The following is a 21,787-nucleotide window of genomic DNA, read 5'->3' as shown; positions in this document are numbered from 1 at the left end:
GGATACGCGTGGAATGGGTGGCCGGATCACCGTGGAATCGGTGGTCAGATGCTCATGGAATGGGTGGCCAGATGACCGTGGAATCCGCAGGATGCTGGCCGAATCGCGTTATAGCTTCGCGCGCATCGGCGCCGAAGTCGTGCAGGCCATGCAGGCTCCCTTGCGGTCCGCTCCGACTCCCGGCTGGTTTTGCCGGCTGCGTAATCGTCTGGGCGTCTGAGCATGACCACACCGCGTCTGCTATTTCTTATCCCCTATTTCGGCCGCTGGCCATTCTGGCTGCCGTTTTTCCTGCAGAGCTGCCGTTTCAATCCGGACGTGCAGTGGCTGTTCTTCACTGATTGCGGCACGCCGCCTAATGCGCCAGACAACGTGCGCTTTCGGGCAATGAGTTTTGACGACTATTGCACCACGGTCTCCGCTCGGCTGCGCATCGATTTTCGGCCGCAAAGCCCTTACAAACTTTGCGATTTGAAGCCGGCGCTGGGATATGTGCATGCCGACGAGTTGGTGGGCTTCGACTTCTGGGGGTTCAGCGATATCGACTTGGTGTATGGCGACCTGCGAAGCTATTTCAGCGCCGAGCGGCTGCAGCGTGTCGATCTACTCTCTACCCATGAGCGGCGCATCTCTGGCCATCTGTGCCTGCTGCGCAACAATATTCGGATGTGCGAAGCCTTCATGCAGGTGCCTGGCTGGCAGGCAAAGCTGGCGTCCAGCGAACACAACGCTTTCGACGAAGGGGCGTTCAGTCGGCTGTTCATCCGTCACAAGAGTTGGCCGAAGCCGCTGCGACAGCTGGCTGATGCGTGCAATCCTTGGCGGCGTTGCAGCGAGTTCATCGAAGCCTTCAGTACGCCCAATGGTCGGATTGCCTGGCACGATGGTAGTTTCGATTTTCCACGACGCTGGGTTTGGCAGCATGGGAGACTGCTCAACGACCGAGACGGCGAGCGGGAGTTTCCCTACTTCCACTTCATTGGCTGGAAGTGCGATGCCTGGCCAGCCTATAGCGAAAATGAGCTGCTCGGCGATGCCTCACTGGCGGTACAGGATACCTGGAGCATTACTCCCCAGGGTTTTCGAGAGGTTTGAATATTGATCTTTTCCAAGGACAGTAACGTCACTTTGGTGGTGACCAGTTGCGGGCGCTTCGACCTGCTTACTCGGACGTTAGCGAGCTTCGATGCCTTCAATACAACGCCGATCCGCGAAGTGTTCATCACCGAAGATTCGGGTGATAGGGCGGTGGAAGCCTGCATCCCCCACCACTGGCGCGAGCACACCACGTTCTTTGTCAATGTGCCGCGGCTGGGACAGCTGCGATCCATCGATTTGGCATATTCGCACGTAGAGACGCCGTGGGTATTTCACTGCGAAGACGATTGGGCATTCTACCGGCCGGGCTTTATCGAGGAGTCGAAGGTGTTGCTGGAGGCCGATCCGCAGGCTCTGCAGGTCTGGTTGCGCAGCTTTGCCCACGATTTGGCGATTCACAGCCCATACGTTTATCTGGGAGAGCGCCAAGTGATTCAAGGCATTCCTTGCTATCGGGTCGGTTCGCAAAAAGAAGACTGGCAGGGCTTCTCTTTCAATCCCGGACTGCGTCGCCTGGTCGACTACCAGCGACATGCTCCCTACGCGCAGCATGCCGGCGAGAAGGAGCTTTCGAGGCTTTATGCCAACGAACAGCGCCATGCGCTGATCTTGGAAAATGATGCCGTGCTGCATACTGGTTTCGGCGACCATGTCAGCGTACCCGAGGAGCGCGCCAAGAAGGCGCGGCGCAAGAAGCATGAGCGGTTGCGACTGGTAGCAATGTTCGTAGTTGGCTTTCTGTGTGGAGTAATCCTGTGACCGTCGTACAGCGCTTGAAGGGACTAGAAGGGCGGTTCGGCTATTTCACTCCTGCTTTACTGCTGTTTATCGTAAGTTTCCTGTTGCTACCGACCAGCAAGATGGTCAACAACGTCTATTACGTTCTGCTGGCATTGCCGGCTTTAGGGGTGCTGCTCTTGCGCCGGGGGCGCGGTATTCAGCAGTCTGTTGCATTGTGGCTTTGGGTCGCCCTATGCGCCTGGTTTGTGGTCGTTGGCGCGCTGTCAGCGGACGGGCAGTATTTCAAGCATGTGCTTTATATGGTGCTGTTCGTGTTGGTGGTGAGCCAGTTGGTGGATCCGGAGCCGCTGCGCATGCCGCTATTCTCTCGCGGACTATTCTGGATACTGGGCGTCTATGTGCTGGGCTCGGCTGTGGTCTATTGGCTCACCGGTCGCTATGCCTTTGGCGAGCGGGTGCTCTGGCTGCCAGGGCGGATGACCGGCCCCATTTACACCAGCATGTGGCTGGCGTGCTGCTTTGCCTTGGCGCTACCGACTTGGCTGAGTCAGCGACGCTGGCTGGAGCTGTCCGCTGCCGCGCTGCTGGCTGTGTTTTGCATGGCCTATGTGCTGCAGAGCCGCTCGGGGCTAATTGGCATGCTGCTGATTGGCGGTCTGGTCGGTGGCTGGCTGGCATTGCATCGGGCGCGCTATCTGCTATGGCTGGGTTTCGTCTGTGCGCTGCTTGCCATGTTGACTCTTTTTGTCACGCGCGAGGTGCCCGAGGTGGCAAGCCTATTCGCGCGCGCCGATGCAGGTCGTTTTGAGCTGTGGCGCATCCTTGCCGGGGAGTGGTTCGAGTGCGGATTGTGGTTGGGTTGTGGCATGCAGTACACCACCGAGGCAACAATCCTGGGCGGCGCGCCTATCCAGCATCCGCACAATATTTACATGGCGCTCGGTCTTTATAGCGGCCTCGTGTCTTTACTGATATTCCTTGCGCTGGTGGTTGTGGTACTCCAGCGAGCTTGGCAACAGCGCGACCCCTGGGGGCTTTACCTGTTTACGGCATTGGTGGTACTGAACTTCGACGGCAGCAAACTGGTCGGCAATCCCGACGAGCTCTGGCTGCTGATATTGCTGCCGATGGCTCTGATCATCAATCAACGCGCTGGCGCTCCGGAGTGACGCTGTCGCTGGGGCGCGTTGCCTCAGCGCTGCTCAGGCCGAATGTCGTCGCAACAGGCCCATAGCGATGCGCTATCGAAGGGAAACCCTTCCTTTCGCAGGTACTTATCGAAATGTGCGCGATTGCGCCTGATTAGGTTCTCACTCAACGGGCGACGCCGGATCTGCAGATCGGCGATGTCGATCAGACCGAGCTGGCCGTTCGGGGTGCGGACGATATTGCCCAGATGCAGAGAGCGGAAGTACACGCCGCTAGCGTGCAGATGGTTGATGAAGCGTGCTAGTTCAGGTTGTAGCGTCATCCAGGAGAGGTCGTTCTCGCGCAAAAGCTGGGACAGGGTTTCACCGGGCAACGGGCGATAGAGCACGGCAGTCCAGGCCGGGTCGCCCAGACGGTAGAGATAGAGCGGTTGCAGGGTCGGAATGCCGAGTGCTTGCAGAGCTGTCGCATTGGCACAGAAACGCCGTGAGTGTGGGCGCAGCAGTGCTGAAGATAGCAGGCGTTTGCGGCGGAACAGCTTCAGCATGTTGCCGTCGCGCAGTTGGTATACCTTGGGGCCGAAGCTGTCCTGCTCCAGTATCCGGGCGCCTATGATCAGCTCGTCCAGCATGGCTGCGGGCAGCGGAGTAAACGTCAGCACGTATTGGCGCCTCAATGATCGCGGAGCCGCATATGATGCCTGATCTCGGCGGGGCGCGGCCATGCCAGCAGGAGTGTTAAGATTGCCGCCCCTTTTTGCGGGCGAGATCCGTCATGACAGAAGCTCCCAGGCAGGAGGCAGCCTCCAGCCTCAAGATCTATTTCCGCCTGCTGACCTATGTAAAGCCCTACATCGGCTATTTCTTGGTCAGCATCATCGGCTACGTGATCTTTGCTTCGACTCAGCCGATGCTGGCAGGGATCCTCAAGTACTTCGTTGACGGATTGAGCAATCCTGATGCTGCGTTGTTCCCAGGTGTGCCCTGGCTCGCTGAGCTGCCTTTATTGCACGCAGTGCCTCTGTTGATTGTGGTTATCGCTGCCTGGCAGGGATTCGGCTCGTTTCTAGGCAACTACTACCTGGCTCGCGTCTCGCTTGGCCTGGTACACGATCTGCGCGTGCAATTGTTCAACAGCCTACTAACGCTGCCCAATCGCTACTACGATCAGCATAATTCCGGCCATCTGATTTCTCGGATCACCTTCAACGTGACCATGGTGACCGGTGCTGCGACCGATGCGATCAAGGTGGTGATCCGCGAGGGGCTGACAGTGATCTTCCTGTTCGCTTACCTGCTGTGGATGAATTGGATGTTGACACTGGTCATGCTGGCGATCTTGCCGGTCATCGCTTTGGTGGTGAACAGCGCCAGCAAGAAATTCCGCAAGCAGAGCAAAAAGATCCAAGTGGCAATGGGGGATGTTACCCATGTCTCTTCGGAAACCATCCAGGGATATAGGGTGGTGCGCAGCTTCGGGGGCGAGCGCTATGAGCAGGGGCGCTTCTTGCATGCCAGTCGGAGCAACACAGACAAGCAACTGCGCATGGTCAAGACAGGTGCGGTGTATACACCGACTCTGCAATTGCTGATCTATAGCGCGATGGCAGTATTGATGTTCCTGGTACTGCTGTTGCGCGGTGATGCCACCGCCGGCGACCTAGTCGCCTACATTACCGCTGCCGGCCTTCTGCCCAAGCCGATCCGCCAGCTGTCGGAAGTCAGCGCCAATATTCAGAAAGGTTTGGCCGCCGCTGATAGCATCTTCGAGCAGCTCGACGAGCAGCCGGAGATCGACACTGGCACGCTGGAGCGCGATTCGGTCAGCGGACGTCTGGAAGTGCGCAACCTCAATTTCGTCTACCCGGGCAGCGACAAGCCGGTACTGCACGACATCAGCTTCACCGTGGAGCCCGGGCAGATGGTCGCGCTGGTCGGTCGGTCCGGCAGCGGCAAGTCGACACTGGCCAATCTGATCCCGCGTTTCTACCACCATGAGACCGGCCATATCCTGCTGGACGGCGCGGACGTCGAGTCCTACACGTTGCGCAACCTGCGCCGGCATATCGCCCTGGTGACGCAGCAGGTGACCCTGTTCAACGATACCGTGGCGAACAACATCGCCTACGGCGATCTGGCCGGCGCTCCGCTGGACGACATCCGCCGTGCCGCGCGCGATGCCTACGCCGACGAGTTCATCGAGCAAATGCCCGAGGGCTATCAGACTCTCGTCGGGGAAAACGGCGTGCTGCTGTCTGGTGGACAGCGGCAGCGCCTGGCGATTGCGCGTGCACTGCTCAAGAATGCCCCCGTGCTGATTCTTGACGAAGCGACTTCGGCGCTGGATACCGAGTCCGAGCGGCATATCCAGGGGGCTCTGGACCATGTGATGCAGGGCCGCACCACGCTGGTCATCGCTCACCGCCTGAGCACAATCGAGAAGGCCGATCTGATCCTGGTGATGGAGCAGGGCCGCATCGTCGAGCGTGGCACCCATGCCGAGCTGCTGGCGGCGAACGGTGCCTACGCGAGGCTTCATGCGACGCAGTTTCAGGACGACGTATCGGATGAGCAGGGCGTCTGATGCTGCAGTTTCTGAAAACCTGGCGTGAGCGCGGCTGGTGCGAGATCGATGCCGACACCTATGCGCAGATCTGGCAGCGCTACGGCGGCAGCGTTGCCACTCACCCGGCCGTCGTCGAGCGCCTGGCCGGTCTTGCGGGTATTCCGGTGCGCTATCTGGCCTGGGAGCAGCAGGGCGAGTTGATCGCCGCGGTGCCCTGCTGGGGGCGCCATCTGGCGCTATCCAAGGACGTATTGAAAAAGACCGGCAAGCGCGGGCTGTTCGATCTGGGCAATGCCGAGATCATTCTGCCCGTCGCTGAGCAGGCGGCGATTCCGGTCCGCCAGCGCATGCGCTACGTGTCCGAGCTCAATGCTGGCGCGATCAGCACCTTGCGCGAGCAACCGGAGGGTCTGGCGCTGGCGCGCGAACCGGAGGCGTACTCGAAGAAGTTCCGTTACAACCAGCGCCGCGAACAGCGTTTGCTGGAAGAGGCGGGCGGTGCGCTGCGCCCCATGCTCGATTTTTCTGCCGCGGAGCAGGCGGCGATGTACGCCGAGTTGTTTCAACGGCGCTGGAATTTCGAGGCGCCGGGCAAGGCGCATCTGCATGAGGTATTCGAGCTGCTGCGCGAGTTCATGACCGGCTCGGTGGTGCTTCTCGACGAGCAGCCGATCGCCATCCAGGTTCTCTATCGGGTCGAGTCGCCGAAGTGGGTGTCCGTCGAGTACATCAATGGTGGTGTCGACCCGGTGCAGCGGGACTTCAGCCCTGGCAGCGTGCTCAGTTTCGTCAACACTCAGACGGCCTGGGCCGAGGCGCGGGCGTTGGGCAAACCGCTGCGTTACTCCTTTGGCCGGGCGGATCGTGAGTACAAGGATCGCTGGTGCAACCGAGTGCCGGTCTATCAGGTGTAAGGATGAGTACACGCAAGCAGCAACTGCTCCGTCAGCATCGTCGTAGCAAGCGTATTGTAATGATCGCCGCGTTCGCCGCCCTTCTCGTGGCGGGCATAGTGTTCAGCTTCTGGTGGATACCCATTTTGCTGGTGTTGGGTTGGGTGGCTCACGAGGCCTGGTTCGCCGATCACCTGTTTTACTATCCGGATGAAGGCTATCGTTACGATTTCCCTGCCGATGCCCAGCGACTGGTGGGACGTATCGAGAATGGCTGTCTGCAGTTTCCAGGTGAGCTGCCTGATGCAGATACCTTGATTCTCGAAGTGATGCTGCGTGCCACTTGCCTCGGCCGGTTACGTGACCCGCGCGTATATGTCGACAATGATCGCCAGGATTTCGAGCGGGGCGTGCATGGCCGCCGTTACGTGAATCTGTCGGGACAGCTAGATGCACTGCGTGCCGGGACGCTTCGCCTGGATTGCCGCTATTGCCGGCTAGATGCAGAGGTTGTGCTGCACGTGATGCGCAATCCTGACTATACGCAACGGCGAATTCTGATTATCGCGCCCCATGCGGACGATGCTGAGCTAGCCGCCTTCGGTGTGTATAGCCGGGCCCGTGAAGTCGCCATCGTTACGTTGACTCAGGGAGAAATCGAGGCGGACAACTATCGTCGACTCGGTCTGGATAGTGCCGCCGCAGCAAGGCTGAAGGGACGACTGCGCTCTTGGGGTAGCCTGGCGGTACCGCTCTGGGGAGGTGTCGCACAGCAATCGTGCATACAGTTGGGCTATTATTGCCTTCAGTTACCGCTTATGGCTGCAGACCCGGAACGAGCCTACGGCTCGCGAGAGTCGGGAGAGTCAGACATCCGTAGTGTGCGCAATCGCAACCACGTGCCTTTACCTGGGGATGCGAATGGCCAACCCACATGGGTAAATCTGCAAGCCGATCTGCGTGCGCTGCTGATGCACTTCCGCCCTGAGGTAGTGGTGACACCCCACCCGGAGCTCGACCCTCATGCCGACCATGTTGCCGCCACTCAGGCTGTACGGCAGGCGATCGAGGAGGGCGAGTGGAAACCGGAGACGCTGCTGCTTTATGCCAATCACCTGCACGACAATGATCGGTGGCCGATGGGGCCGGCGGAGAATGGGGTCGCTCTGCCACCCGCCATCGAGCCGCTGCCGGCCGATCGCCTATGGAGCCCGACGCTGGATTCCGAGGCTCGGCTGAACAAGGCCATGGCGCTGGCGATGCAGCACGATTTGCAGGTGCCGCTACCCTTGAAAAAACGGCTGCGTCGGCATATCCAGCGGTTGCTCGCCGGTCGCCGCTGGCCGTCCACCGGCGACGACGAGTTTTTCCGCAAGGCCGTGCGCAGGCACGAGCTATTCTGGGTGCGCAAGCTCTAGCAGCGTTGACAGGCTGGCCGGACCAGCGCGGCCCGCATGTTATGATCGCCGCCGTTTTCTGTCAGTCATCGGAGCCCCAATGAAGCTGTCCATGCCCCGTTTCGACCAAGCCGCCGTTCTGGTGGTCGGTGACGTCATGCTCGATCGTTACTGGCATGGCGGTACGTCGCGGATCTCGCCCGAGGCACCGGTGCCGGTGGTGAAGGTCGAGCAGATCGAAGATCGCCCAGGTGGTGCGGCCAACGTCGCGCTGAACATCGCGGCTTTGGGGGCAGCCGCGGCGCTGGTGGGCGTGACCGGCGAGGACGAGGCGCGTCAGAGCCTGGCTGACAGCCTCGCGGCTGCCGGTGTGCAGGCGCATTTCCAGTGCATCGATGACCAGCCCACCATCGTCAAGCTGCGGGTGATGAGTCGCCATCAGCAACTGCTGCGCATGGATTTCGAGGAGCCGTTCAACACCGATCCGGCCGCGTTGCTGGCCGAGGTGGAAGGGCTGCTGGCCGGGGTCAAGGTGCTGGTGCTGTCGGACTACGGCAAGGGCGCGCTGAAGAACCATCAGGCGCTGATCCAGGCGGCGCGGCACCGTGGCATTCCGGTGCTGGCCGACCCCAAGGGCAAGGATTTCGACATCTATCGCGGCGCTACGCTGATCACGCCTAACCTGGGCGAATTCGAGGCGATCGTCGGGCATTGTGCCGACGAGGCCGAGTTGGTCAGCAAGGGTGCCGAGCTGATGAGCCGGCTCGAGCTGGATGCGTTGCTGGTCACTCGTGGCGAGCACGGCATGACCCTGCTGCGTCCCGATCATGCGCCGCTGCACCTGCCGGCCCGTGCCCGCGAGGTGTTCGATGTCACCGGTGCCGGCGATACCGTCATTTCAACCCTGGCCGCTGCGATTGCGGCCGGCGAGGAACTGCCACAGGCCGTGGCACTGGCCAACCTGGCCGCCGGTATCGTGGTCGGCAAGCTGGGCACCGCCTGCATCAGCGCGCCGGAGCTGCGCCGCGCGGTGCAACGCGAAGAAGGCTCCGAGCGTGGCGTGATGACCGTCGAGCAGCTGCTCACCGTAGTCGAGGATGCCCGCGCCGAGGGCGAGAAGATCGTCTTCACCAATGGCTGTTTTGACATCCTGCACGCCGGCCATGTGACCTACCTCGAGCAGGCCCGGGCCCAGGGCGACCGGCTGGTGGTGGCGGTGAACGATGATGGCTCGGTGAGCCGCCTCAAAGGCCCGGGCCGGCCGATCAACTCGGTGGATCGACGCATGGCGGTGCTGGCCGGTCTGGAAGCGGTGGATTGGGTGGTGTGCTTTTCCGAGGATACGCCGGAAAACCTGCTGGCCCAGGTGCGACCCGATGTGCTGGTCAAGGGAGGCGACTATGGCGTCGATCAGGTCGTCGGTGCCGATCTGGTCAAGGCCTACGGCGGTGTGGTGAAGGTGCTGGGGCTGGTGGAGAACAGCTCGACGACCGCCATCGTCGAGAAGATCCGCGCCCGCTGAACCACGGCAGCCAGGTGCCGCGCGATCGGGCTACTCAGCGCGCCGCGGCGGCTGGCCGGGCTGCCCACCAGTCCTTCCAGCGTACCCGCTCGTCGCGCACCACCCAGCCCTCCTGTGGTGCAAAACTCTCCGATAGCCACAGCCCCCGTGTATTGACGGGGCCGAATTGGCCATCACGCAACTGCAGCAGCTGCTCCTGCGGTTGTCCCTGGTGCAGCGGAACAAGGTAGAGGTCGGGCCTGTTACGGTTCAGGCGCGCCACCAGCTTGTCCGCTTCCAGGCGTTCGTCGACATGGTACAGGCTGAGCTGGCGAACCTCCTTCGGCAGTTCCATGCGCATGTCGTAGACCAGCTGCAACGATGCCGTCGGCAGGTGCACATAGGCGCGTGGCCGTTCCATGAGCACCATGTTGCCGCACTGTACCGGCCGTGTGGCGCCAGATTGCGAGGCGAGCTTGAAATGCACCGCCTCGCGGTAGTGCAGGCTGGCCTGATAGGGCGTGGGTAGCCAGGTGTCGCCGAAGCGCCCGGCCAGCCAGCCTTCGGGCGTCTCCAGCAGGCATTCTTCGGCGATTTCCTGGATGGCGGTGAGCAATGGCAGGTTCAGCTCGTGTGCCGGGATGTAGCCGGAAATCAGCTTGAGCACCACGTCGCCGCGGTCCAGGCGCTGCTGGCGGACCAGCACCCAGTATTCCCGGCCCTGCCAGCAGAGGGTCAGGCGGACCGAGACGCCCAGATTGGCCAGCTCGATGGCGAAGCGGCCCGGATCGGCCACCTCCACCGGGCGCCGGCGCTCGATGACCTCGGCGAAATTCAGCGGTCGGCCCAGGCTCTGGTAGCTCAGGCTGTCGTGGCCGGCCTCGACGTAGAGCGGCAGGGTCTTAAATGCGGCAGGGCTCTTGCGTACCAGAACGCGAGGCATTCGGGCTCTCCTTACGGCGAACGGGGCCGCTGCGCGGCGCCGGTGGCTGCTGCCGCGCAGCGAACGGAACGCTGCGCCTCCGAGGTCAATCGCCCGTCAGGACGGCGGCAGCAGTGGCTACGTTAGACGTCAAATGCTGCGGATTGATAGTGCCGATGATCGCGCCGCTGACCCCTGGGTGACCGAACAGCAGCTCGAAACTGCGGCGGACCGGGTCGTCGCCTGGCTTGAGGCAGGCATGACCGCTGGCGAGGGCTTTCTTGATCAGGATGCCCTTGCCGTGTGCAGCAGCGTAGTCGAGGACCGGTCGTTCGGCCTGCTCGTTGAGGTTGTAGGTCACCATCGCGCAGTCGCCCTGCTGCAGCGCAAGCAGCCCACCATCGACCGTCTTGCCGGACAGGCCGAAGGCGAGGATCTTGCCTTCGCGCTTGAGTTCGGCCAGGGTCTGGTAGACCTCGGTGTGCTGCAGGATATCGAGGTCGTTGCCGTCCGAATGCACCAGCACCAGCTCGATGCGGTCGGTACGCAGACGCTTGAGGCTGCGCTCCACCGAGAAGCGCGTGTGGGTGGCAGAAAAGTCGAAACGCGACTGGCCGTTCTCGAACTCCTCGCCAACCTTGCTGACGATCACCCAATCCTCGCGCTGTCCAGCCAGCAACGGGCCGAGCCGTTCCTCGCTGACGCCGTAGGCCGGCGCGGTGTCGATCAGGTTGATACCCAGTTCGCGGGCGAGGGTCAGCAGCTGGCGAGCCTGGGCGTCGTCTGGGATGGAAAAACCGTTGGGATACTTCACCCCTTGATCGCGGCCCAGCTTCACCGTGCCCAACCCCAGTGGCGAAATGCTTAGGCCGGTGCTGCCCAGCGGGCGGTGCAGGTCATGCAGCGTCGCGTTCATGGCAGCAGCCCTTCCCAGAACGGCCCGGTCAGCGGCGGACGTGGCAGTTGAGGTAGTGCGGGATGGTTGGCCGGACGAATGCCGTCGCGGGCGAGGGCGGCTTCGACACGGTCGGAAAAGTCTGGTGAAAGCGCCAGCTTGGTCGGCCAGCCGACCAGCAGCCGGCCCTGCTCGGCGAGGAAGGCGTTGTCAGGGCGGGCGAGGGCTGATTGCGCTGGCTCGGCGCGATCGATGCGCAACGTGGCCCAGTGTGCGGATGACAAGTCGATCCAGGGCACCAGGTCCATCAGTTCTTTTTTCGCCACGGCGATCTGGCTGGCCTCGTCCCGCGCCACACCATCGGCCTCGGCCAGATCTCCACCGAGATACCAGACCCATTGGCCATCTGCGGCCGGATGGCTGGTCACGGTGATCCGCGGCTTGGTCCCGCCGCCCAGGCAGTGCGCATAGAGCGGCTTGAGCGTTGGCGCCTTGACGATGACCATGTGCAGCGGGCGGCGCTGCATGGCCGGCTGTTGCAGGCCGAGCGAAGCGAGCAGCTCTGCCGTTCCGCCGCCGGCGCTGAAGACGATGCGCTGAGCGCGGATCTCGCGGCTGTCGACGCGCAGGCCGACCAGCTCGTTGCCATCGAGTAGCGGTTCGACCTGCTGGCCGGCGAGCAGGCTGTTACCGGCCAGCTCGGCCAAACGGGCGATCAGGCTGGGCACATCGAGCACCAGTTCGCTGAGGCGGTAGACCTTTCCTTTGAATTTAGGATGTTGCAGCGCGGGTGGCAGTTCGTCGCCCTTGACCTGACCAACCCGCGAGCGCACCGCCTTGCTGGCGAAGAAGCTGGTGAGGTTGCCGGCCAGGGTGCCGGGCGACCAGAGGTAATGAGCATCGGAGAGCAGGCGCACGCCGCTGAGATCCAGCTCGCCCTTGCCTTCGAGAGCCTCGCGCCAGCGCCGCGGCATGTCGGCGATGGCTTCGGATGCGCCGGTGAGGGCGCCGCTCAAGGCGTACTTGGTGCCGCCATGAATGATGCCCTGGGACTTCACGCTCTGCCCGCCGCCCAGTGCTCCCTTGTCGACCAGCAGGGTGGCAAAACCCAGTCGACGCAGGCGCGCGTTCAGCCAAAGACCGGCGACGCCGCCGCCAACGATCAGGACGTCGGTGCTGAGGGATTCGGGCATGTGCAGACCTCATTGGGTAAACGGTCGCGCAGTATAACTGCAGTCCGCCGGCAGCTTAGTGGCCTGCACTGCGGGAGAACAACTGGATGACCACTACACCGGCGATGATCAGCCCTATGCCCAGTACCGCCGGCAGGTCCAGGTACTGACGATAGAGCACCGCCGCGGCGACGCTGACCAGCACGATGCCGAGCCCGGCCCAGATGGCATAGGCGATGCCTACCGGGATGGTCCGTACCACCAGCGCGAGCATCCAGAACGACAGGCTGTAGCCCGTTACCACCAGCAGCAGTGGTAGCGGACGATTGAAGCCGGCCAGTGCCTTCATCGAGGTGGTGGCGACCACCTCGGCGCAGATGGCGATGGCCAGGTAAACATAGCCGGACATGGCGAGATCCTGATTATGGGCGGGCAACTTCGTTCGGTTCCGACCTCGCCAACAAGTTCGCCGGCAGGGCGGTTATGGCTCGCGAGCAGGCAGCTTGCTAAGCTCCGCGCCCATGAATCGCACCCTCTATACCCTGTTGTTTCACCTCGGCCTGCCGCTGGTGTTCCTGCGCCTGCTGTGGCGCGCCTGGCGCGCCCCGGCCTACTCCCGTCGTATCGGCGAGCGTTTCGCCTTCGGTTTGCCGCGGTTGCGTCCGGGTGGCATCTGGGTGCATGCGGTCTCGGTGGGCGAAAGCATCGCCGCGGCGCCGATGGTCCGTGAGTTGATGGCGCGCTACCCACACCTGCCGATCACCGTCACCTGCATGACCCCGACCGGCTCCGAGCGCATCCAGGCGCTGTTCGGAGACAGCGTTCAGCATTGCTACCTGCCCTATGACCTGCCCTGGACCGCGGCGCGTTTTCTGGATTGCCTGCAGCCGAAGCTGGCGGTGGTGATGGAGACCGAGCTCTGGCCCAACCATATCCATCAGTGCGCCCGACGCGGCATACCCGTGGCGCTGGCCAACGCGCGGCTGTCCGAACGTTCGGCCCGCGGCTACGCGCGCTTCGCCCGGCTGACCGCGCCAATGCTGGCCGAGCTGAGCCTGATCGCCGTGCAGACAGAGGCTGAAGCCGAGCGTTTTCGCCAGCTCGGCGCACGCCACGAATGCGTCGAAGTGACTGGCTCGATCAAGTTCGACCTGGCCATCGACCCGGCACTGCTGGCGCGGGCGACCGATTTGCGCGATCAATGGGCGGCGCAGGATCGGACGCTGTGGATCGCCGCCAGCACCCATGCCGGCGAGGACGAAATCATCCTGGCCGCGCACCGACGCTTGCTGGAGCGGTTTCCGCAGGCCCTGCTGCTCCTGGTGCCACGGCATCCGGAACGCTTCATCTCGGTGTTTGAACTGGCGTGCAAGGAAGGCTTTGCCGCAGTGCGCCGCTCGACGGGCGAGACGGTTGGCGCCGGCACGCAGGTGCTGGTCGGCGACACCATGGGCGAGCTGCTGTTTCTCTATGCCCTGGCCGACGTGGCCTTCGTCGGTGGCAGCCTGGTGCCCAATGGCGGACACAACCTGCTGGAGCCTGCGGCGTTGGGCAAGCCGGTGCTCAGTGGCCCGCATCTGTTCAACTTTCTCGAAATCTCCGCGCAGCTGCGCGATGCCGGCGCCCTGCGCGAAGTGCAGGATGCCGATCAGCTGGCTGATGCTGTCGGTGAGCTCTGGCGCGATTCGGCTGCCGCGCAGCGGATGCGTGACGCCGGGCTGGGCGTGCTCAAGGCCAATCAGGGCGCCTTGCAGCGTCTGCTGACTGGACTGGCGAGGCTGCTCGGCTAGCCGGTGTGTCTGGTCCGCGAGGAAGCCGGATCAGCTGTCGGCGTCATTGCGCCGTCTGGGGTGCGAGCGCCTGGTGGGCTTTAGCCCACCAAGTCAAGGTTCAAGCGAGCCCCTGGCTCAATAATCCACCCGCACCGGCTGACCGATGGTCTGCGGCAGATCCGGCGGCAGGAAGTCGGTGTCCGGGTTGTAATCGGGTTTCAGGTAGGCCGCCAGCTGCTGCAGGTCGTCCGGGTTCAGCGTGCCGGCCGCCTGCTTCAGGCGCAGGTTGTCGAGAATGTAGTCGTAGCGGGCGTTGTTGTAGTCGCGTACCGCGGCATACAGGCGCCGCTGGGTGTCGAGCACATCGACGATGTTGCGGGTGCCGACCTGATAGCCGATCTCCGTGGCTTCCAACGCACTCTGGTTGGAGATGATCGACTGCCGGCGGGCCTGGACCTGTTCGATATCGGTATTCACCGCGCGGTGCAGGTTGCGTGTGGCCTCCACCACCTGGCGGCGCAGGCTTTCGCGCTGCTGCTCGCTCTGGCTGAGCTGGTAATAGGCCTCGCGGCTCTGCGAGGTGGTCAGCCCACCGCTGTAGAGCGGGATGTTCAGCTGCAGGCCGATGCTGCGCTGCTCGACGTCGCCGGTATAGCGCGGCATGTCGAAGCCGGGGATGCTCTGGGTGTTGCTGAAGCCGAGCGCGTCGTTGTCGCCCTTGCGGTACGAGGCCACGGCGTCGAGTGTTGGCGCATGGCCGGAGCGGCGCTGGCGCAGGGTTTCCTCGGCGGCGGTCACGGCGTAATTGACCGCCAGCAGGTTGAGGTTCTGCCGCGTCGCGGTATCGACCCAGGCCTTGGCTTCGTTGGGTACCGGGGCTAGCACCGGCAGCGTGTGGCGGATGCCTTCCAGGGCGATGTACTCGCGGTTGGTTAGGGTGAACAGAGCCTGGAAGGCGTCGTCAACCTGCCGCTGGGCGATGGAGCGGTTGGCCCGCGCGGTATCGAACCCGGCCTGGGCCTCGAGCACGTCCGTCTTGTCGGAAAGACCGACCTCGAAGCGCTCGTTGGCCTGATCGAGCTGGCGCTTGAAAGCGGCTTCTTCGGCCTTCACCGCCGCCAGGTTGTCCTGCGCGCGCAACACGGCGAAGTAGGCCTGGGCGCTCTGCAGGATCAGGTCCTGCTCGGCGATGGAGTATTCGATTGCGGCCTGCTCGCTCACGGCTTCCGCGGCCTTGAGCTGGAACCAGCGGTCGGCACGGAAGATCGGCTGGCTCAGCGTCGCCTGATAGGCGGTGCCACTGCGCGACAGCGAGGTTGAGCCCGTGCTGGTATCGACGTCCGTTTCGGTGTCGCTCAGCTCGGCGCCGGCGCTGAGGTTGGGCAGCAGGCCGGCGCGTGCCTGTGGCACCACTTCCTGGCGGGCGCGGAACTGTGCGCGAGCTGCAGCCAGGTCGGCGTTGTTGTTGACGGCTTGCTGGTAGACGCTGACCAGATCGGTCTTGCTGGCGAGGGGGACGGTCTCTTGCGCCCAGGCCCCTCCGGCAGTGAGGGTGGCCACGGCGAGAGCCAGGGGGAGTCTGCGCAGCATGTTGGGTCCATCCTGAATAGAGCTGATGGGCAAGGCTAAGCGGCAGCTGTCAGGGGGTCAAGGCGCGCGTGCGCCGTGGTGCGAGGCAGCGATGGCGGTCCGGGCAAATGACCGAACGGTCGACTAGTTTCGCCATTGCCATGGTGTTCGCCCAAGGTCTTGATTAGACTCGACGGCGTTCTTGTCGGGGTGCCTTGAAGCGAAGGCTGAGATCGGAAAGTTCCGGATCCCGTTGAACCTGATCAGGTTAAGGCCTGCGTAGGGAACAAGATGTCCTCGTCTCGAACGTGACGAGTCTCTCCACCGCAGTTGCGGTGCCCGACGCCCTTGATCCGCCGTGTTGCTCAGGTTCGCTCCGACATTTCCCAGGAGAAGCCGATGAGCGTGCAAAGCAACAAGAATCTGAGTGAGTCCGCCCAGGTCGACCAGCAGTCCATTCAACCCTTCCCTCGTTCGCAAAAGATCTATGTACAGGGTTCGCGCCCGGACATCCGCGTACCCATGCGCGAGATCAGCCTGGACGTGACGCCCACCGACTTCGGTGGCGAGATCAACGCCCCGGTTACCGTCTACGACACTTCCGGCCCCTACACCGACCCGAACGTCACCATCGACGTGCGCAAGGGCCTGGCCGACGTGCGCAGTGCCTGGATCGAGGACCGGGGCGACACCGAGAAGCTGCCGGGGCTGACCTCCGAATTCGGCCAGCGTCGCCTCAACGATGCCGAACTTTCCGCCATGCGCTTCGCCCATGTGCGCAACCCGCGCCGGGCCAAGGCCGGGCACAACGTCAGCCAGATGCACTATGCAAAGAAGGGCATCATCACGCCGGAGATGGAGTACGTCGCCATCCGCGAGAACATGAAGCTCGCCGAGGCGCGTGAAGCCGGTTTGCTGGTCGAGCAGCATGCCGGGCAGAGCTTCGGCGCGGCCATTCCCAAGGAAATCACCCCCGAATTCGTCCGCTCGGAAGTCGCGCGCGGCCGCGCCATCATCCCGGCGAACATCAACCACACCGAGCTGGAGCCGATGATCATCGGCCGCAACTTCCTGGTGAAGATCAACGGCAACATCGGCAACTCGGCGCTGGGTTCCTCCATCGAGGAAGAAGTGGCCAAGCTGACCTGGGGCATCCGCTGGGGTTCGGACACCGTGATGGACCTGTCCACCGGCAAGCACATCCACGAGACGCGCGAGTGGATCATCCGCAACTCGCCGGTGCCGATCGGCACCGTGCCGATCTACCAGGCGCTGGAAAAGGTCAACGGCGTTGCCGAAGACCTGACCTGGGAGCTGTTCCGCGACACCCTGATCGAGCAGGCCGAGCAGGGCGTGGACTACTTCACCATCCACGCCGGCGTGCTGCTGCGCTATGTACCGCTGACCGCCAAGCGCGTCACCGGCATCGTCTCGCGCGGCGGCTCGATCATGGCCAAGTGGTGCCTGGCGCATCACCAGGAGAATTTCCTCTACACCCACTTCGAGGAAATCTGCGAAATCATGAAGGCCTACGACGTCAGCTTCTCGCTGGGCGACGGCCTGCGTCCGGGCTCGATCGCCGACGCCAACGACGCCGCGCAGTTCGGCGAGCTGGAAACCCTCGGCGAGCTGACCAAGATCGCCTGGAAGCACGACGTGCAGACCATGATCGAAGGCCCGGGCCATGTGCCGATGCACATGATCAAGGAGAACATGGACAAGCAGCTCGAATGCTGCGACGAGGCGCCGTTCTACACCCTCGGCCCGCTGACCACCGACATTGCCCCGGGCTACGACCACATCACCTCCGGCATCGGTGCGGCGATGATCGGCTGGTTCGGCTGCGCCATGCTCTGCTACGTCACGCCGAAGGAGCACCTCGGTCTGCCGAACAAGGATGACGTGAAGACCGGCATCATCACCTACAAGATCGCCGCGCACGCTGCTGATCTTGCCAAGGGGCATCCGGGCGCGCAGATCCGCGACAACGCGCTGTCCAAGGCGCGCTTCGAGTTCCGCTGGGAGGATCAGTTCAACCTCGGCCTCGACCCGGACACCGCGCGTGCCTTCCACGACGAGACGCTGCCGAAGGAGTCGGCGAAGGTGGCGCACTTCTGCTCCATGTGCGGGCCGAAGTTCTGCTCGATGAAGATTACCCAGGAAGTGCGCGAGTATGCTGCCGAGCACGGCCTGACCGACGAGCAGAAGGCCATCGAGGCGGGTTTCGCCGAGCAGTCCTCGCGCTTCAAGGACGAGGGTTCGGTGATCTACAAGCAGGTGTGACCGGCGAGCTGTGATCGACCGCCTGAGCCAAAGCGGGCCGGCAGATGCCGGCCCGCTTCGTCTCCTCAGAGATATTCCGGCTTCAGAATGCCCTTGAGCTGATCGTGGGGAATGAACAGCTCCGGGTGGCCGCTGGAGTAGGGCGCGATGCTGTAGACGTCGTACTTGAGCAGCACCTGACCTTTCAGTAGCGCGATATGCGGGGTCTGCTGGAAGGGCCAGAATTCCACGAACTCGGCGTCCTGATCGTGTTCGTTCTCCACCAGCCAACGCTGGTGCGCCTGGCGTGCGACACGCCAGAAGTTACCTTCCTGTCCCGGAATCAGCAGGTCCTCCAGGCGCAGCTCGCGGTTCAGCTCGCGATCGTAGTTGATGAAGCCACGCCCGGGCATGCCATGGGCGCCGCCGACATACAGGTAGCTGGAAAACTCGACCACCAGGATGTCGCCGTGCTGCTCGCGCAGCTTGGCCTGCAGGTAGCTGCTCCAGCGCGGCTCGGCTGTGCTCAGAAAACGCTGCTGGTAATCCTGCAGCGACGCGGGCAGGCGGTCATCCGGGCCGTTGATGGTCATCCGCCGCAGCCGTGCGTCGATCAGGCGGTTGAGTTCAGGTTCGTCGGCAAAGGTCAGAGTATCGACGTTCACCAGTGGGCAGCTGTCGCCCTCACAGCCCTGAGAACGATGCTCGGTGACCGTCTGGTCGACCTTCACAGGAGGTTCCGAGACAAAGTGCTGACAGCCGTTCAGCAGCACGAGAAGGCTGCCCATAATGAGGAGATTGCGGATGTGTGCGGTTGGATACATGGTTGGTCCAGGCATGGCAGTGCGCTTTCGATCGTTGCTCGCTCGTGAAGTTCGTGCGCACGCGGCAGATGCGTATGCTTCGGTTACGGTGGTCTGCAAAGGGCTGCGCCAGAGACGATGGCGCGCTAGGATGATCGCGAAGCCGCTCACGATGTGACGGTTGCTGTCATTCGCCGCCGGCCCAGGCGCGGATCAAACCGATATTGAGTGTGCCCATGAGCGAGACCTTCAAACCCGGTCCGGATGATGTCCAGATCCTTCGTCGAGAGCAATGCTTCAGCGGTTTCTATCGGCTGGAGCGCGTCCACCTGCGCCACCGTCAGTTCAGTGGTGCCATGGGGGACGAGCTGAGCCGCGAACTGTTCGTGCGCCACGATGCCGTATGCGTGCTGCCCTACGATCCGCAGCGCGATCGCGTGGTGCTGATCGAGCAGTTTCGCGTCGGGGCGCTGGGCAAGGTCGACAACCCCTGGCTGATCGAACTGGTCGCCGGGCTGATCGACAAGGACGAGTCACCGGAGGAAGTCGCCCGTCGCGAAGCGGTGGAAGAGGCCGGCCTGGAGCTGGCCGATCTGTGGCCGGTCACACGCTATTTCCCTTCGCCGGGGGGCAGCGACGAGCGCGTACACCTCTATATAGGCCGCTGCGACAGTGAAGGGGCCGACGGTGTGTTCGGGCTGGCCGAAGAGGGCGAGGACATCCGGGTGCATGTCTGGTCGCTGGAAGAGGCACTGGGCGCTGTTTCCGACGGTCGAATCGACAATGCGGCCAGCATCATTGCACTGCAGTGGCTGGCCTTGAATCGCGAGCAGGTGCGGGGGGAGTGGGTATGAGGAAGACGCGCGAGCGATACCGAGTCGATCTGCTCGAACTGCAGGCGGCCTGCGAAGCCAACTACCTGCGACTGATGCGTCTGTTGCCGGGCATGCGTAGCGGTTGCGAGGCGCGGCGCATTGCGATCAGCAAGGGTGACCTGCTGCTCGGCGTGCTGGTGCTCGAGGTACTGGAGAGCTGCCCCTATACCACCACCGTGCGGGTGAGTCAGGAGCATTGTCTGAGCTGGTTGCCGGTGCCGAAGATGGAAGTGCGCGTCTATCACGACGCGCGCATGGCCGAAGTGGTTCGTGCCGAAAACGCGCGGCGCTTTCGTGGCATCTACCACTACCCCAACGCGCAGATGCACCAGCCTGATGAGAAGAACCAGCTCAATCTCTTTCTCGGTGAGTGGTTGGGACACTGCCTGGCCTGCGGCCACGAGCTCGAACCGGTGCTCTAACGCCGTTCACTCTGCGCTTTTCCGGGCTGGGCTTGCGTGACCTGCTTAAGGTGCGCGATGTGGTTCTGTGACCCATGCCCACTTCCCAAGGTTTACCCCCCCGTCGGGCTCCTACCATAATTCCGTTGCGATTTAGCTCAAGGAGAAGGGCCTTGCCTGGTGCGCCCGTGACTGCTGTTGAAGATTCGGTTCTGCTGGTGCAGCTTACCGACAGCCATCTGTTTGCCGAAGCGGACGGCAAGCTGCTGGGCCTGAGCACCGGCGATAGCCTGGCGCGCGTCGTCGAGCTGGCCTTTGCCGAGCAGCCGCGCATCGACCTGATCCTGGCCACCGGTGACCTTTCGCAGGACGGCTCGGTGGCGTCCTATCAGCGTTTCCGTCAGCTGACGGAGCGTATCGAGGCCCCCGCGCGCTGGTGCCCCGGCAATCATGACGAACTCGGTGCCATGCGTGAGGCTGCCCGTGGTAGTGCGCTGATGGAGCCGGTGCTGGAAATCGGCGGCTGGCGTGTGGTGATGCTCGATACCCTGGTTGCCGGTTCGGTATTCGGCATGCTGCGCGGCGACCAGCTCGACTTGCTTGAGCGGGCGCTGAGCGAGGCGCCGGATCATCACCATCTGGTCTGTCTGCACCACCATCCGGTGTCCATCGGCAGCCGCTGGATGGATCGCATCGGTCTGCGCAACCCCGAGGCGCTGTTCGAGGTGCTGGACCGCCACGACAACGTGCGTGCGCTGCTCTGGGGCCACATCCATCAGGCGTTCGATCAGTCGCGCAAAGGGGTTCGGCTGTTGGCCACGCCGTCGACGGGCGTGCAGTTCACGCCGCGGAGCGAAGACTTCCAGGTCGATAGCGCGGCACCGGGGTATCGCTGGTTGCGCCTGTACGCCGATGGGCGGCTGGAGACCGATGTGTCGCGCGTCAGCGGTATCGACTTCGAGATCGACTACAGCGTGAAAGGCTACTGATCGCGGTTGGCGACTGCCTACACCTGTGGCGCGAGCGAGGCGTGACGCCTGGGCGGGTCGCTTGCAGAGCGCAGCATGGGCCTAGTAGCCTTGCGGTTTTTTCAAGAACTGTATCCATGTCCAGTTATCCGCCTTCGATCCTCTATATCCACGGGCTCAACAGCTCCCCGCTCTCGCAGAAGGCGAGCCATCTGTCGTCGGCGCTGGAGCGACTCGGCCAGGCCGAGCGTCTGCGGGTTCCCGCCCTGCATCACCACCCGCGTCAGGCCATTGGGCAGCTCGAAACCTGTCTGGCCGAGCTTGGGCGACCGTTGCTGGTCGGCAGCTCGCTTGGCGGCTACTATGCGACGCACCTTGCCGAGCGCCATGGACTGAAGGCCCTGCTGATCAATCCGGCGGTGATGCCACACCGCCGTTTCGACGGCTATCTCGGACCACAGACCAACCTGTACAGCGGCGAAGTCTGGGAGCTTACCGAGGATCACGTGACCGCGCTGGCGGAGCTGGAAACGGCGCCACCCGAAGATGCCGAACGCTATCAGGTGTGGCTGCAGACCGGCGACGAAACGCTCGACTACCGTGACGCGGCGCAGTTCTACCGGGGCTGCGCACTGCGCATTCAGGCCGGCGGCGACCACGGCTTCCAGGGCTTCGCCGAGCGCCTGCCGGCGCTGCTGGCGTTCGCCGGCTTCGAGCCGCAGGCCTGGCTGGGAAAACTCTGAGCCGGGATGGAGGTGCGGGCCCAGGCGACCCGAACGGGTTCGCCAGGAGAACTGCAGCGAT

21 protein-coding genes and 1 riboswitch are annotated in these 21,787 nt (G+C 63.1%); of the genes, 14 read left to right on the top strand and 7 right to left on the bottom strand.

Annotation, left to right across the window (positions count from 1 at the left end; genetic code table 11):
- Positions 1–91 precede the first annotated feature (91 nt).
- The 4 genes from PSTAB_RS22070 to PSTAB_RS18795 are packed head-to-tail and all read left to right on the top strand — an operon-like array spanning position 92 to position 3,008.
- Positions 92–220 carry a hypothetical protein gene (locus tag PSTAB_RS22070; RefSeq protein WP_013984217.1) on the top strand — a complete coding sequence of 43 codons (129 nt, stop codon included), beginning with the start codon at positions 92–94 and terminating at the stop codon, positions 218–220.
- A gap of 2 nt (positions 221–222) precedes the next feature.
- Positions 223–1,095 (top strand): DUF6625 family protein, encoded by an 873-nt coding sequence (locus PSTAB_RS18805; protein ID WP_013984216.1) that lies wholly within the window; start codon positions 223–225, stop codon positions 1,093–1,095.
- Positions 1,096–1,857, top strand: coding sequence for a glycosyltransferase family 2 protein (locus PSTAB_RS18800; RefSeq protein WP_169917984.1), 762 nt, complete (start codon positions 1,096–1,098; stop codon positions 1,855–1,857). It abuts the gene before it with no gap.
- Positions 1,854–3,008, top strand: coding sequence for an O-antigen ligase family protein (locus tag PSTAB_RS18795; protein ID WP_013984214.1), 1,155 nt, complete (start codon positions 1,854–1,856; stop codon positions 3,006–3,008). The genes PSTAB_RS18800 and PSTAB_RS18795 overlap by 4 nt, the downstream gene beginning before the upstream one ends.
- Positions 3,009–3,031: 23 nt before the next feature.
- Here the strand turns inward: PSTAB_RS18795 and PSTAB_RS18790 are convergent, their stop codons facing one another.
- Complete coding sequence (locus PSTAB_RS18790) at positions 3,032–3,619, bottom strand: BUD32 family EKC/KEOPS complex subunit (protein WP_041772006.1); 588 nt, start codon at positions 3,617–3,619, stop codon at positions 3,032–3,034.
- Between the two features lie 143 nt (positions 3,620–3,762).
- Here PSTAB_RS18790 and msbA point away from each other — a divergent pair, with 143 nt between their 5' ends.
- The 4 genes from msbA (at position 3,763) to hldE (ending at position 9,365) form a co-directional block, all read left to right on the top strand.
- Positions 3,763–5,571: a lipid A export permease/ATP-binding protein MsbA gene (gene msbA / locus PSTAB_RS18785; RefSeq protein ID WP_013984212.1), complete on the top strand. Its 1,809-nt coding sequence runs from the start codon at positions 3,763–3,765 to the stop codon at positions 5,569–5,571.
- Positions 5,571–6,467 (top strand): GNAT family N-acetyltransferase, encoded by an 897-nt coding sequence (locus PSTAB_RS18780; protein WP_013984211.1) that lies wholly within the window; start codon positions 5,571–5,573, stop codon positions 6,465–6,467. The genes msbA and PSTAB_RS18780 overlap by 1 nt, the downstream gene beginning before the upstream one ends.
- Positions 6,468–6,469: 2 nt before the next feature.
- A complete protein-coding gene (locus PSTAB_RS18775; RefSeq protein ID WP_013984210.1) occupies positions 6,470–7,864 on the top strand; it encodes a PIG-L deacetylase family protein in 1,395 nt (464 codons plus the stop codon).
- A 79-nt stretch (positions 7,865–7,943) separates the two neighbouring features.
- Positions 7,944–9,365: a bifunctional D-glycero-beta-D-manno-heptose-7-phosphate kinase/D-glycero-beta-D-manno-heptose 1-phosphate adenylyltransferase HldE gene (gene hldE / locus PSTAB_RS18770; protein WP_013984209.1), complete on the top strand. Its 1,422-nt coding sequence runs from the start codon at positions 7,944–7,946 to the stop codon at positions 9,363–9,365.
- A 34-nt stretch (positions 9,366–9,399) separates the two neighbouring features.
- On the opposite strand, the gene PSTAB_RS18765 is transcribed toward hldE, so the two are convergent.
- The 4 genes from PSTAB_RS18765 to PSTAB_RS18750 all read right to left on the bottom strand — a co-directional run bounded on the left by PSTAB_RS18765 (position 9,400) and on the right by PSTAB_RS18750 (position 12,742).
- Complete coding sequence (locus tag PSTAB_RS18765) at positions 9,400–10,287, bottom strand: hypothetical protein (RefSeq protein ID WP_013984208.1); 888 nt, start codon at positions 10,285–10,287, stop codon at positions 9,400–9,402.
- Positions 10,288–10,372: 85 nt separating this feature from the next.
- Positions 10,373–11,182, bottom strand: a complete 810-nt coding sequence (locus PSTAB_RS18760) for an aldo/keto reductase (RefSeq protein WP_013984207.1) — start codon at positions 11,180–11,182, stop codon at positions 10,373–10,375.
- Positions 11,179–12,354, bottom strand: coding sequence for an NAD(P)/FAD-dependent oxidoreductase (locus PSTAB_RS18755; RefSeq protein WP_013984206.1), 1,176 nt, complete (start codon positions 12,352–12,354; stop codon positions 11,179–11,181). Before PSTAB_RS18755 ends, PSTAB_RS18760 begins: the two co-directional genes overlap by 4 nt.
- A 55-nt stretch (positions 12,355–12,409) precedes the next feature.
- Entirely contained in the window at positions 12,410–12,742 is a 333-nt protein-coding gene (locus PSTAB_RS18750) for a DMT family transporter (protein WP_013984205.1), read from the bottom strand.
- A 112-nt stretch (positions 12,743–12,854) separates the two neighbouring features.
- Between PSTAB_RS18750 and waaA the strand changes: the two genes are divergently transcribed.
- Positions 12,855–14,123 (top strand): lipid IV(A) 3-deoxy-D-manno-octulosonic acid transferase, encoded by a 1,269-nt coding sequence (gene waaA / locus PSTAB_RS18745; RefSeq protein WP_013984204.1) that lies wholly within the window; start codon positions 12,855–12,857, stop codon positions 14,121–14,123.
- A gap of 117 nt (positions 14,124–14,240) precedes the next feature.
- Here the strand turns inward: waaA and PSTAB_RS18740 are convergent, their stop codons facing one another.
- Positions 14,241–15,695 (bottom strand): TolC family outer membrane protein, encoded by a 1,455-nt coding sequence (locus PSTAB_RS18740; RefSeq protein WP_013984203.1) that lies wholly within the window; start codon positions 15,693–15,695, stop codon positions 14,241–14,243.
- A 175-nt stretch (positions 15,696–15,870) separates the two neighbouring features.
- A riboswitch (TPP riboswitch) is annotated at positions 15,871–15,977 on the top strand.
- A gap of 96 nt (positions 15,978–16,073) precedes the next feature.
- Here PSTAB_RS18740 and thiC point away from each other — a divergent pair.
- Positions 16,074–17,957 carry a phosphomethylpyrimidine synthase ThiC gene (thiC, locus tag PSTAB_RS18735; protein WP_013984201.1) on the top strand — a complete coding sequence of 628 codons (1,884 nt, stop codon included), beginning with the start codon at positions 16,074–16,076 and terminating at the stop codon, positions 17,955–17,957.
- A 65-nt stretch (positions 17,958–18,022) separates the two neighbouring features.
- On the opposite strand, the gene PSTAB_RS18730 is transcribed toward thiC, so the two are convergent.
- Positions 18,023–18,760 (bottom strand): RsiV family protein, encoded by a 738-nt coding sequence (locus PSTAB_RS18730; RefSeq protein ID WP_041771870.1) that lies wholly within the window; start codon positions 18,758–18,760, stop codon positions 18,023–18,025.
- A gap of 215 nt (positions 18,761–18,975) precedes the next feature.
- On the opposite strand from PSTAB_RS18730, the gene PSTAB_RS18725 reads away from it, so the two are divergent.
- The 4 genes from PSTAB_RS18725 to PSTAB_RS18710 all read left to right on the top strand — a co-directional run bounded on the left by PSTAB_RS18725 (position 18,976) and on the right by PSTAB_RS18710 (position 21,726).
- Positions 18,976–19,593: an NUDIX domain-containing protein gene (locus tag PSTAB_RS18725; RefSeq protein WP_013984199.1), complete on the top strand. Its 618-nt coding sequence runs from the start codon at positions 18,976–18,978 to the stop codon at positions 19,591–19,593.
- On the top strand, positions 19,590–20,036 hold the full coding sequence (locus tag PSTAB_RS18720; RefSeq protein ID WP_041771869.1) for a DUF1249 domain-containing protein: 447 nt from the start codon (positions 19,590–19,592) through the stop codon (positions 20,034–20,036). Before PSTAB_RS18725 ends, PSTAB_RS18720 begins: the two co-directional genes overlap by 4 nt.
- Positions 20,037–20,188: 152 nt before the next feature.
- Complete coding sequence (cpdA, locus tag PSTAB_RS18715) at positions 20,189–21,004, top strand: 3',5'-cyclic-AMP phosphodiesterase (RefSeq protein ID WP_013984197.1); 816 nt, start codon at positions 20,189–20,191, stop codon at positions 21,002–21,004.
- A gap of 116 nt (positions 21,005–21,120) precedes the next feature.
- Positions 21,121–21,726: a YqiA/YcfP family alpha/beta fold hydrolase gene (locus PSTAB_RS18710; protein ID WP_013984196.1), complete on the top strand. Its 606-nt coding sequence runs from the start codon at positions 21,121–21,123 to the stop codon at positions 21,724–21,726.
- Positions 21,727–21,787 lie beyond the last annotated feature (61 nt).

It is taken from the genome of Stutzerimonas stutzeri, assembly GCF_000219605.1.
Classification (GTDB): domain Bacteria; phylum Pseudomonadota; class Gammaproteobacteria; order Pseudomonadales; family Pseudomonadaceae; genus Stutzerimonas; species Stutzerimonas stutzeri.
This window is presented reverse-complemented; position numbering and strand designations above follow the sequence as displayed.